At 52.8% G+C, this 12,960-nt stretch carries 9 protein-coding genes; 5 read left to right on the plus strand and 4 right to left on the minus strand.

The annotated features are described in order from the left end of the window. Together H7F11_RS16120 and H7F11_RS16125 are read left to right on the plus strand one after the other, a co-directional pair. On the plus strand, positions 1–340 hold a 340-nt coding region (locus H7F11_RS16120), incomplete at its 5' end, for a transglutaminase-like domain-containing protein (RefSeq protein WP_193658258.1). A gap of 8 nt (positions 341–348) precedes the next feature. Next, positions 349–1,071 carry a S1 family peptidase gene (locus H7F11_RS16125; protein ID WP_193651913.1) on the plus strand — a complete coding sequence of 241 codons (723 nt, stop codon included), beginning with the start codon at positions 349–351 and terminating at the stop codon, positions 1,069–1,071. Positions 1,072–1,192: 121 nt separating this feature from the next. Here the strand turns inward: H7F11_RS16125 and H7F11_RS16130 are convergent, their stop codons facing one another. After that, positions 1,193–1,750 (minus strand): FUSC family protein, encoded by a 558-nt coding sequence (locus H7F11_RS16130; RefSeq protein ID WP_193649311.1) that lies wholly within the window; start codon positions 1,748–1,750, stop codon positions 1,193–1,195. Positions 1,751–1,977: 227 nt separating this feature from the next. Here H7F11_RS16130 and H7F11_RS16135 point away from each other — a divergent pair, with 227 nt between their 5' ends. The 3 genes from H7F11_RS16135 (at position 1,978) to H7F11_RS16145 (ending at position 4,884) form a co-directional block, all read left to right on the plus strand. Further along, the gene (locus H7F11_RS16135) at positions 1,978–2,163 is read left to right on the plus strand and encodes a hypothetical protein (RefSeq protein ID WP_193649312.1); all 186 of its coding nucleotides are present in this window, start codon (positions 1,978–1,980) and stop codon (positions 2,161–2,163) included. A 312-nt stretch (positions 2,164–2,475) separates the two neighbouring features. Further along, a complete protein-coding gene (locus tag H7F11_RS16140) occupies positions 2,476–3,819 on the plus strand; it encodes a heterodisulfide reductase-related iron-sulfur binding cluster (protein ID WP_193649313.1) in 1,344 nt (447 codons plus the stop codon). A 12-nt stretch (positions 3,820–3,831) separates the two neighbouring features. Further along, positions 3,832–4,884, plus strand: coding sequence for a CoB--CoM heterodisulfide reductase iron-sulfur subunit A family protein (locus tag H7F11_RS16145; RefSeq protein WP_193649314.1), 1,053 nt, complete (start codon positions 3,832–3,834; stop codon positions 4,882–4,884). Positions 4,885–5,164: 280 nt separating this feature from the next. On the opposite strand, the gene H7F11_RS16150 is transcribed toward H7F11_RS16145, so the two are convergent. The 3 genes from H7F11_RS16150 to H7F11_RS16160 form a co-directional block, all read right to left on the minus strand. Next, entirely contained in the window at positions 5,165–5,611 is a 447-nt protein-coding gene (locus H7F11_RS16150; protein ID WP_193649315.1) for a hypothetical protein, read from the minus strand. 44 nt (positions 5,612–5,655) lie between these two features. Further along, complete coding sequence (locus H7F11_RS16155; protein WP_227485590.1) at positions 5,656–12,696, minus strand: GH36-type glycosyl hydrolase domain-containing protein; 7,041 nt, start codon at positions 12,694–12,696, stop codon at positions 5,656–5,658. A gap of 65 nt (positions 12,697–12,761) precedes the next feature. Beyond that, positions 12,762–12,960: transposase (locus tag H7F11_RS16160; protein ID WP_193658263.1), on the minus strand; the 199-nt coding region annotated here is incomplete at its 5' end.

Genomic DNA, 12,960 nt, shown 5'->3' on the forward strand with positions numbered 1-12,960 from the left:
GATTGCGCTTTGCCGTGCCAGCAATATTCCCGCACGGTTTGCGACAGGTATTAATTATGGCGTAAATCTGACCTATGACACTTTCGACTTCCATGCTTATGTAGAGGTTTACTTGGTTGGAGGCTGGTATTTATTCGACCCTTCTGGCATCGCGATTCCTATGGGACTGTTACGATTGGGTACGGGCCGTGATGCCGCTGATGTAGCGTTCGCGACGATTTTTGGAGAGGTGGTATCTTCCCCACCATGGATAAGTATTGAGGCCATTGCCGATGCCAATGGTTCTCTTGTCTTGCCGCAGAGGGTACCCTCCGCCCTGTCGACGGATGACTGGCACTAAGGATTCCCATGATTGAACCATTGCTCTTAACCACGGTTCGCGTGTCGACGTTTGATAATACGCGTCTACTCACGCGCGCCAGTGGTTTTTTTTTCGCCCGGGGCGAGCACCTTTTTTTTGTGACCAGTCGGCACGTATTGACTGATAAGCCCAGCAAACATTTCCCCAACCGCATTGAGATTGAACTGCATACCGATGCTGAAAATTTGACCTGTGCAACCGCATTATCTATTGATCTATACCATGATGGTAAGAGTCTATGGCGTCAGGGTAAAGATAGCGGCGGTGAAATTGATGTAGCAGTGATTGAAATCAATCGTAACGACTTACCGGAGTCCGTGGTGATCCAGTGTTTTACACCCGCACATTTGCAGAGTGCGTTCCAAGAAATTGAAGTGGGTAGTTTTTTATTGGTTGTGGGCTTTCCGCTGGGGTTCCATGATACGCTGCACCATTTACCGGTAGTACGGCAAGCCGTTATTGCCTCTTCTTTCGGTTTACGTTTTCAAGGTCAGGGGTATTTTCTAACGGATGCCCGGACACATCGGGGCAGCAGTGGCGCCCCAGTGGTCCTGCGCTCTGCGAACAGGGACCAGAATTTACCGTGGAAACTGCTGGGGGTGCACTCAGCACGTATTGATATGGGAGGGAGAGATGTCGAGGTAGATGAATCGCTGGGCCTTAATTGCACTTGGTACGCCGATATTCTGATGACCCTGACAGCCAATTAAGAATGCGCATATGTGGCTGCAAATTGGTTCGCCCACTCCGCATGCTGCGGATACTGAGTTTTTCGTCGTGCCGAGATAATTGAGTCCAGAAAGAGATGTTGCGCATCATTAGGGCAAAGATCTAGGGTTTCTTTGCATCCAATCCCGGCAGGTTCTCGCCGAAGTAGCCACCCAGTAGACCTACTCCTGCACCAATGAACACTTCTATCGTCCGCATGGCGGCATTTATCCATGGATTCGCTGCGTTCAAATGGGAAAAGATCACAATGATCAAAAGGGCTGAGACGACCTGTCTGCCCCGATCTGCCAATCCGAGCGCCTGACTGATGAGCATAGCCAAAACGATGATCAGTGCCAGATCCCACATATGAGGTGGAAACCAGAACAGATACACCAAGGCCACTGCCACTCCCAGGAAAGTGGATCCCAAGGTAGAGAAGAAGCTTTCACGGGTGGCCACGCGGTTATCTTTATACACACTCAACACGGTAGCTGCCGCCCACAAGGCTCCCACTACGGCAACACCGCCATGAATGGGGCCAATCATGTCAAACTCGTATCCCAGCAGGTAGGCCATGATCACCAGAATGGTCACGTAGACACTCCGAACATAAGCATCCCAGTGATCCAGACGCTGTTCAGTCTCGTGGACTTTGCGGCGGATAAATTCAGATAACATGTTGTCACGCTCCGATTTTACAGTGGGATAAGCACATTTTCAGCTCCCAACAGATTCCGGATCTCTTCCTGACCAATGGGGGCGATGGAGTCTGCCTTAGGTATAGGCCATCCCGAACACAATCAACCAGTCTGACATGCGTGGGTTGGTTACCGCAAGGCAAAGGCAATCGATTCATCAGGGATATGTCTTGCCATAACAAGCTGAACAAGTAATGATTTTGTTCGGTGGGCAAGATTTCCAGCACCCGTGAGCTGATGCCGCATGAAAGTTATCGGCGGGTCTATGAAATCTACACGGCTACGGTTTGGGTGTTGTCTCTGGTGCATACCTCCGGCCAGTGGCTGCCAATGAAGCAAAAATACGAAGTGCGGATGCTGTATTTCCGCATGCGCCTGTCACGAAGTGGATAAGCCGGACTATATCTCGAGACTCGGTGGGGTTTTCATTCAGACCTTATGATTAGTCAATTTTCATCAGGGAGCAGCGTCAACAAGGTTGTTTGACCAAAGAATGGATGAAAGTTGTAATTAATAATTTTTTACAAAATGTTAGGAAGTAAACTTGATGGTGTGCAGATAAAAATTCAGAGTCCCGCATGGGAGGGTGGCTGAAAATAAATTTGTCGTGGGCAAAGGGATTATTGTGGAGCATAATGGTCGAGTATATAAACAGTTAATAATATTCATTCGTAATATCTGGCCCTTCGGCCAAGGAGTGCAGCGATGAGCGACAACAGCACGCAGCAAGGAGTAGCGGGGCACGGGGCTTTTTTCCAGGACACGAACTTATCGGCCAACGAAGCAGAAACGGCCACAGCATGGGTACGCAGCCACGTAGACCGTCGTACCGTAGATCTGGGCGAGCGTATGGACGACATTCGCGAGCACATGTGGGCACTGGAAAAAGAAGGTGAAATCATTGTTCACCGCATTACCGATGAACATAAGCCCGTAAATGTGAATACTCTGTATGGTTGGAATAAGCGCGTTCCGACCAATAATCTGTGGCATCACAAGAGCTGCGGCCAGTGTGGCAACATTCCCGGCTATCCCACCAGCCTGCTCTGGTTCATGAACCACCTGGGTGTTGATTACCTGGACGAAACCGACCAGACCTCCTGCACCGCCTGGAATTATCACGGCTCCGGCATCGGCAATGTTGAATCCCTCGCCGCCGTCTTCCTGCGCAACTTCCATCAGGCCTATGTCTCCGGCAAGCAGCACGGCTATGAAAATGGTCACTTTTTTCCACTGGTTCACTGCGGCACTTCCTTCGGCAACTACAAGGAAATTCGCAAGTATTTGATTGAATCTGCCGAACTGCGCGAAAAGGTCAAGAAAATCCTCGGCAAGCTCGGCCGTCTGGTCGATGGCAAAATTGTCATTCCTGAAGAAGTCGTGCACTACAGTGAATGGTTGCATGTCATGCGCAACCGCATTGCCAGCGAACTGCAGACCATCGACATGAGCAACATCCGGGTGACCATGCATGCGGCCTGTCACTACTACAAGATGGTGGCGGAAGACGCCATTTACGACAACAGCATTCTCGGTGGCAACCGCACGGCCGTCGGCACCTCGGTCGCCCAGGCGCTGGGAGCCCAGGTCATCGACTACTCCACCTGGTATGACTGCTGTGGCTTTGGCTTCCGGCACATCATCTCCGAGCGCGAATTCACCCGCAGCTTCACCATGAACCGCAAGATCAAGGTCGCCCGGGAAGAAGCCAACGCCGACGTCATGATTGGCATCGACACCGGCTGTATCACCACCATGGACAAGAACCAGTGGATCGGCAAGGCCCATGACATGAACTACAGCATCCCGATCATTGCGGACGTGCAGCTGGCCGCCCTGGCCTGTGGCGCTGATCCCTTCAAGATCGTCCAGCTCCAGTGGCATGCTTCACCCTGTGAAGATCTGGTGGAAAAAATGGGCATCAGCTGGGACAAGGCCAAAGCCGATTTCCAGGAATATCTCAAACAGGTCGAGCAGGGCAATGTGGAATACCTCTACAACCCCGAACTCGCCACCAACCAACATATCAACATGAAAACGGGCGCTTAAGGAGAAAAATCAGTGAGTGCACAGGATATAGTATTAGTCGTAGGTGCTGGCCCATCTGGTTTATCAGCCGCTGCTACCATCGCATCAATGGGTACGAAGGCCGTCCTTGTCGAGAAGGAAGACATTCTCGGCGGTGCCCCTATTATTTCTGGTTACGCCAAACTCGTGCCTTCCGGTGAGTGGGCCAAAAACGCCATCGGGCGCATGGTTAGCCGAGTGGAAGGTGATGATAATGTTGTTATTCATAAGTCTGCCAAGGTCACCCAACTAGAGGGAAATGTTGGCAACTTTACTGCTACTTTGAGCAACGGACAAAAAGTTGAAGCTGGTTCGATTGTGCTGGGAACAGGTTTTACGCATTTTGATTCCATCAATAAACCGGAATGGGGTTTTGGTACCTATGAAGACGTGCTGACCACTACCCAGTTGGAGCAAATGGTCGGCACCGGCCAGATTCGTTGTCCTTCGGATGGTCGCGTGCCGGAGCGTATAGCGATTTTGCTTTGCGTCGGTTCGCGCGATCGCCAGATTGGCCGTGAATGGTGCTCGAAGATTTGTTGCACGGTTTCCATTAATCTTGCGATGGAAATCAAGGAGATCTCACCGAGTACGGATGTGTTCATCTATTACATGGACATACGTACATTTGGGCTCTATGAAGAGTTCTATTGGAAAAGTCAGGAAGAATTCAAAACCAAGTACATCAAAGCTCGTATTGCTGAAGTCACCCAATCTCCAGATGGACGTCTTCTGGTTAAAGGTGAGGATACGCTGGTGAAGCGACCTATCGTGATTCCCATGGATATCGTGGTTCACGCTATCGGTATGGACCCTAACGTTCTAAATGCGGAAATTGCCAAGACTTTTGGTATTGGTCTCGAAAAACATGGTTTTATTGATCGTGCCGAACAATATACCAATAGCCAGGGTACAACCCGTAAAGGCATCTATGTCTGCGGTGCGGCCACTGGGCCAGAAACCATTGATGATTCTATTGCCCAAGGCCAGTCTGCTGGCTCACGTGCGGTTGCTGATCTATACCGTCAGCAAGAAATGGTCAGCTGATAACCATAAAGGCAAGGCAGGAACGAAGTATATATCGTCCTGCTACGCTGCTCCTCAAGTTCGAAAAAGTGCTTCTACCGGGTGACCCTGAGGACTATAGCGATAGAAAAAGTTTCTTTGCGTGAATATCATACAACAACACATCTTTATGATATAGCACTGGAATACCAACTTGTTGTCGGCCTATGCGCCCTTGAGGAAGACCATACCTGTGTGGCATCCATCGCGGGATGAGAATACATAATTAACTCTATTTCTACGGAAAATTAGAATAAGACATCTATGATTTCGTCATTTTTTGATATATTCCGAGTCCGACCAATGCTAAAACAGATGCCAGAATAATGACAGCAGGATAGGGTAGCAATGAAATATTTTCTAAACCTGCCTTAAATAAAAAAACCAGTCCCTCGAGGCCTACAGAAATGATAATAATCACATATATTTTTACTACACCTCCTGTTATTTCCTTCTGGCCTGGCGTAATTTGAGTCCTCGGAAGATAAATCTCTTCCTCGATAATGTAACGAACAACCTCGATAACTGCCATTGCTATGACCACTGAACTGATTGTACTCAGTAGAGTTTCTGATAGCGATTTGCCGAATCTCAAAGCATTCCATAAATTCCATATGGACCAGGCCATTAGCGACCATGCTGTTAGAAAAAGCAGGCAGGCTGTAGCTATGAAGCTGATAGCAATTAGTTTTTCAAAGAATGGTTTCAACTTCTTTCTCCTTGCCTGGGAGCTTCGCTGTATTTGATCATGATTTAATCTAGGTAAACATCAGCCGTATGATCGCGGCGATCATCCATGAGCGGAATCCTGTCCTGGGGTAATTCAGTACCATCCAAAGTAATGCGCACCATCTGTACGGACGAAGTGCTCATTCCATGGACGGTAATATGGTACATTGTGTCACGGTAGCGGTAGTGGACTTTGTAGGATTTCCAATCTGCTGGAATGCAGGGCTTGATATGCAGGTGATCAACTTCGAGCGACAGACCCAGCAAGGTTTCAATCGTTAACCGATACATCCAGCCCGCTGCGCCGGTGTACCAGGTCCAGCCACCGCGCCCGACGTGTGGTGCGGCGCCATAAATATCGGCGCACATCACATAGGATTCTACCTTATAGCGGGCGATAGATTCTGCGCTACTTCCATGATGGACTGGATTGAGCATGTCAAACAACTCCCAGGCCCGTACTTTGTCTCCCATCTGGGCAAAGGCCATGGCGGCCCAAATGGCAGCGTGGGTATATTGTCCGCCGTTTTCGCGCACACCAGGTACATAGCCCTTGATGTAACCGGGTTCGAGTGCTGACCGGTCGAAGGGTGGATTGAGTAACTGGATAAGCTGCGCATCGCGACGGACCAGATATTTGTCCAATGCTGCCATGGCCTGTCGCGCCCGCAAGGGATCGCCTGCGCTAGAGAGGATGGACCAACTCTGGCTGATGGAATCAATTTGGCATTCGTCATTCGTAGCAGAACCAAGGGGCGTACCATCATCAAAATAAGCCCGCCGATACCAGGCACCGTCCCAGGCATTTTTTTCTATGTTCTCCTGTAACACGGCCGCCTGTTGCACGCAAAGATCAACCATGGTGCGGTCACCCCGGATGCGCGCGAGACCAGCAAACTGCTGTAGATTCTGAATCAGGAACCACGCCAGCCAGACACTCTCACCCCGACCCTCGTGACCGACCAGATTCATCCCGTCATTCCAGTCGCCACAGCCCATCAGAGGTAAGCCATGGACACCCAATCGCAAACCGTTTTTGAGCGCCCGAACGCAATGATCATAGAGGCTGGCGGATTCAGCAGAGCGCTGGGGTTGATCGTAGTAGGACTCTTCCTCGGAATTCAGTTCGCGGCCTTCGAGAAAATGAATGGGTTCGTCAAGAATGCCAGAATCGCCGGTGGCCATCACAAAGCGACAGGTGGCATAGGGTAACCAGAGATAGTCATCGGAAATATGGGTGCGTACCCCTTGGCCGTGGGGCGGGTGCCACCAGTGTTGGACATCTCCTTGACAGAATTGGCGCTCTGCACAACGGATCAGTTGCTCTCGGGCCAGTTCGGGAGTCGTGTGGATCAGCGCCATGCTATCTTGTAGTTGATCACGAAAACCGTAGGCCCCGCCCGACTGGTAGTAGCCGCTGCGGCCCCAGAGTCTGCTGGAGATGGTTTGGTAGAGCAGCCAGCCATTCGCTAATACGTTCAGTGCAGGATCCGGGGTTTCCACATAGACCGTACCTAAGGTACGGCTCCAGTATTCCTGTACCCCGGCCAAAGCTTGCCGCGCATACTCTCTATTGGCGAAGCGGTCTGAATATTGCTGCGCTTCGTCGGTGCTGGCCGCAGTACCAAAAACAAACACGATTTCGCGCTCCGCGCCTTCAGCCAGGTGAATCGGCGTTTGTATGGCGGCACAGGGATCAAAACCCGCCCCTGTTTTATCGGACAGACGGCTGCGGTACAGTGCCGCAGCTTTGGCAAGCGTACCGTTACGGCCGATAAACTCGCTGCGGTTGCCCGTGATCGTACGCTCCCGTTCACTGGTCTGAACAAAAACGACCCGATGTCCGCACTCGCGCCCATAGTCATTGTGGGCATACAGTGCACCGTTGTGCGGATCGCTTTCAGTGACGATATGCATCATATTGGCATGACGCCACTCGCCGAGCACCAGTTCCCAGTATGCCGTCAGCGAAAGCCTTCGCGGGCGCCTGGAATGGTTGTGCAGTTTGACCACTACGAATTTCACTGGCGCGTCCATCGCGACGTAACTGGTCATTTCTGAAGAGATCCCCGACTCATAATGTTCAAAAATGGTGTATCCAAATCCGTGGCGGCACACATATCCGGACTGGCCGCGGGCGGGTAGTGGAGAGGGTGACCAAAATGCTCCTGTGTCTTCGTCGCGGATATACAGAGCTTCGCCACTACTGTCACTGAGCGGATCGTTGTGCCATGTGGTCAGACGGAATTCATGGGCGTTTTCGACCCAGGTATAGGCACCGCCGCTCTCGCTGATGACCGTGCCGATGTGCGGACTGGCAATCACATTGGCCCAAGGAGCGGGTGTAATTTGGCCCGGCTCCAAACTGATGACGTATTCACGTCCATCGGCTGTGAATCCACCCAGCCCGTTGAAAAAAATGCGTTCCCGCAGCAGCAGCGGTTGTATGATTTCGACGGCTGGGGGTGACTGCGGATTCAGCGGAGCAGGGAAGTGATCTCCTGGTACCCGCCGTTCCACCTGCTCTATGAGTGAGCCGGTGCTGTCGGTGAGGATAATACGCGCGACGGTCTGAAACAGCACGCGATCCTCTTCAGAAAGTTCTTCGGCGCGGCGTAAGAAGACGCCACCAGGTTTGTCGATGACTTGTGCTTCCGGACCTGCGTGAATCAAGCCCATTATCTGATCTTGCAGCGTGGCGCGGTAGCTGGTGAAATCTTCGTTGACGATCACCAGATCGGTCGTCAGTCCTTTCAGTCGCCAATATGCATGGGCCTGCAGTATTTGTTTTACTAAATTGATGCGGTTTAATTGACTGACGCGCAGCAGCACAATCGGTAAATCGCCTGATATCCCAAAGCGCCACAGGCCGGATTGTCCTAACTGATTTCGGGCAATCAAACTGGGTGCTGCCCGCCGCAGGGCACTGGCGTACACCACGGAATTGGCCAGGCGTTCAAACACCTGGGCATCGGCTTCACTGGCGCTCAGATGACGGAGCACTTCCTGGCCCTGGAACCAGGCCATTTCAAAAGCACGTTCCACCAGGTGACGATCACCATACTTCTCCAGCAGGGCAATAGCGGCCTCACGCGTGTCAGCCATTCCAGAAATAATCTGTACCGTCGCGGACTCGTCTACGCCAAGCGTCAGCGTACGACGAATGGCCACAACGGGGTCTAATACAGGACCCTCGCTATTTGATAATGTAGCCTGTTGTAGGCTGTCGAAGACGCGCGGATGCTCGGCGGTACGACCACGGCCGATGAACTGTGCGCGATCAGTTTCGTAAGACGCTGTGCTGGCGGCAACACCGGGCGCAGCAAAGAGATGAAACAGCCAAGGCACTTGCTCGTCCGGCGAGCGACGACGTCGGGTACAGAGAATCGCATTGTGCTTTGACAGAATTTCGGTCTGAACGAATAAATTGCTGAATGCACGGTGGGCAAGGTCGGCATTTAACGGAGCGAGGACAATCTCGGTATAACTTGTTAACTCTATCTGACGAATGCGCGGGGAGATATTGGTGAGCGTCACACGGCGGATCTCCACATTGTCTTCCGGTGCAACGCTGACCTCCATATAGCTCTCTATCATTTGATCACGACGACGGTATTCCGCCCGTGCCTGGACGAAAATCGCCTCATAGTGATCAGCTTGGCTTCGGGTGGGTTGATGGGTCGTCGACCAAAAGTGTCCGGAATGACGGTCACGCAGGTAAATGAAGGTCCCCCAGGCATCTGTGGCGGTATCCTCGCGCCAGCGGTTCACGGCGAGACCGTCAAGATGGCTGTAACCGCTGCCGGCGTGGTTGATCATGATGTGGTAGCGGCCATTAGATAAAAGGTGGACTTCTGGCATGGACGTATCCGGATTGCTGTATACGCGCATTATTGCGGTGATTTCGACGCTGGACACGTTTGCTGCAGCGCTGACTTCAGCTGCATGGGGATGAAACGTAGCCTCCTGCCTGGGCAGACGCTCTTGCAACAATAACTGAGTGGCCTGCATGCCGGGATCAGATAAAAACCGGCGCTGCATTGGCTGATTGAGAAGGGCATGGGCAAAAGCCAGGAGACTCATGCCTTGATGATGCGCCATGAAGGTTCGGACAATGGCATGACTCTCTCCCGGTGGCACCCGGGATGGCGTGTAATCGATGGCTTCGTAAAATCCATAGGCGCCGAGAAATCCCTGCGCTGCAAGATTCTGCAAGTTGATGCAGGCCTCCCACGGCATCACAGTCAGTGCCAGCGCGCTGGCATAAGGTGCAACCACCAAATCATCGCCGAGCCCGCGTTTGAAACCAAGACCGGGAACCCCAAATGCCCGGTATTGATAGACTTGATGCATGTCCACGGCGTTGAAACAGGATTCCGATATTCCCCAAGGTACGCTGCGTTGGCGCCCATATTCTATTTGGCGGGAGACGGCCGCTTTGCAGGTCTGGTAGAGCAGTGTGTTGGGGAAATCCGGCATGATCAATTGCGGCATGAGATACTCAAACATCGAGCCGCTCCATGAAATCAGGCACAGTTCGCCGCCGTGGCTCGTCAACAGGCGCCCCAGCGAAAACCAATGCTTCTGAGGTGCTTGTCCTTGTGCAATAAGCAGAAAACTGGCCAGACGTGCTTCTGATGCCAGCAGGTCGTAGCAGGATGGATCACGGCGCCGTTCCCCGACATCATAGCCAATGGCCAGCAGGTCGCGCGCAGGGTCGTAAAGAAATTCAAAATCCATCGCTGCCAACGCGCGGCAGCGATCCACCAACTGATCGATGACCCTTATCCGTTCTGCGGCAGCTGCCCGGGCGGCAGCCGTCCCCGTGGCAATGCCATGGGCTAATTCGGTCAGTGTCGGGGTATTGTTCACATCCCGCGCATCAGGGACGAGGATTTTGAGATCCAGCGCCAAAGCCTGACATTGTTGATAAAATGCCTGCGCCCAGTAAGCACAGTCGCTATCCGCCGGAACATCAGCGGGGAGTCCGTTCACGAGATCGCCGCTGATCCTTTGAATATCGGCAAGCTGGTGATGGGCATCCACCAGGGATGGAGGGCATCCGTTGAGCGTCATGGCAGACAACACATCCTGCAGTGCAAGGACTTTGTTGGCCAGATCTGTCGTGGGGATGTCGTGGATGCATGTTGCCAACAGATACAGCGTATCCTGCAGGCCCGCAAAGGCGTTGTCCGGCAACACCGGATGAGTTTTGAGCGCGTTCAACCCTGCTTGGAGGGTGAGCAGGCAGCCGCCGAGATTGCCGCTGTCCACCGCTGAGATATATTGCGGACTCAGTATTTGCAGGGTGCGCGTGTCATACCAGTTATAGAAGTGACCGTGATAGCGTTCCAGTTGCTCCATGGTTGTCACGGTGTTTTCGGTCAATTGGAGAAGCTCGCCGGCAGTAATATAACCAAAATCATAGGCAGCCAGACTGGCCAGCAGCGACATGCCCATGTTGGTCGGTGAGGTTCGCGAGGCAATGGCCGTTGTTGGATACTCCTGAAAATTATCGGGGGGTAACCAGTGCTCCGCAGGGCCGACAAAGTCATCAAAAAACCGCCAGGTACGTCGTGCTGATAGCCGCAGAAAGCGTCGCTGTATATCATTCAGATCGGTGACACCGGTCCGCAACGGCTGACTGATCCACCATGCAATAACTGGTGAAAACAGCCACAACCCTAAAATGGGCATACTGAACAGTAACACCGAGGGCGAACTGGTCCCCAGGCTGGTGGCAGTCACCAAGACTATTCCGAGGAGGATGGCGAGCAGCGGAGCACTCCAGAGCTCCCTGAAAAAATCTCCGGGGGTATGACAGGCGTTACGGCTGCGGTACGAAGGCAGTTGCCAAAGCAACAATCCCCGACGGGTGAAAAGCATTCGTATGCCCGAACGCAGAATGGCATCCAGACTCATCACTGCGTCATAGGGCAGCAGTGCGACTGTCAGCAGAGCGGAGAATAGTGGGCGACTTGCCGAAGCCCTGGTCAAGGAGAGATGTGTTGCCCAGTCGAGGTCTTGAGGCTTACGGAAGAGGTCGATGAGCGGCGAAAGCAGGACTGGCACGAGGATGATCCCGGTAACCAAGGTAGTCCATAACCAGGAGAAGGCCGGACCCAGGAGCCAGCCCCCCGCCAGCAGCAGCAACAGTGCGGATGACACCAGGCTGCGGCGGAGATTGTCAAAAATTTTCCATATCGACAAGTCGGATAGCGGATTGGTCGGACGCGACGCCCGCATACCGTTAGCAGTTGGGGCACCGGGTACCGACGGCAACAGCCAGCCGATAATCTGCCAGTCACCCCGAATCCATCGGTGTCGACGGGAGACTTCTGCGGTATAACTGCCAGGCAATTCTTCAATCAGGACGACGCTGGTCGCCAGTGCCGCACGGGCATACCCGCCTTCCAGCAAATCGTGACTGAGGATAAGGTTTTCTGGAAAACGGCCATCAACCGCCTGGCGGAAGGCATCTACAGCGTAGATGCCCTTGCCGATGAATGAGCCTTCGCTGAAAATATCCTGATAGACATCGGACACCTCGCGCGTATAGGGGTCAATCCCAGAATCCCCAGCCATGAGTTTAGTAAATAGCGATTGACCGGCGCTGGTCAGGTCGATGGCTACGCGGGGCTGAATGATCGCGTAGCCATCGACGATACGGCCCTTATCGACGTCATATACGGCTTGGTTGAGGGGATGCGCCATATGACCGATCAGTGCCCGCGCCGTGTCACGGGGCAATTGGGTGTCGGTATCGAGGGTGATGACATAACGGATGCTGCTGAGGATGGACAGGTCGCCGACCTGCTCTGAGAATGCTGCCGCCTCCGCCGCCCCTCTCAGCAGCGCGTTAAATTGTTCCAGTTTGCCGCGTTTGCGTTCGTAGCCCATCCACACCTGTTCAAATGGATTCCAGACTCGGGGCCGGTGAAACCAATAAAACAGGCAGGGTCGATCATCGACATAGCGGGCGTTGAGGGTCTGAATAGCGACACGTGCATAGTCGAGTAAATATCTCCCGGCAAAGCCGGGAGCTTTAGTTCGTGAGCCGCTCAAAGCGGCTTAAAACGGGGACGCTAACGCGGCCCCTCAGTTTTGGCGCCACCACTGGGTGGCCCGGATCAACTCCATATGTTCAACTGATCTACTCGTTCATCCTCTTTTTCCTGATGGCGAATATAATCTCGAATCATCGCCTCATCTCTACCCACCGTCGATACAAAATACCCACGCGCCCAAAAATGCTGGCCCACGAAATTACGCTTCCGTTCACCGTAAGTCCGCGCTATATGGATCGCGCTCTTGCCCTTGATGTAACCC

It is taken from the genome of Acidithiobacillus sp. HP-2 (genome assembly GCF_015100155.1).
Lineage (GTDB): Bacteria > Pseudomonadota > Gammaproteobacteria > Acidithiobacillales > Acidithiobacillaceae > Acidithiobacillus.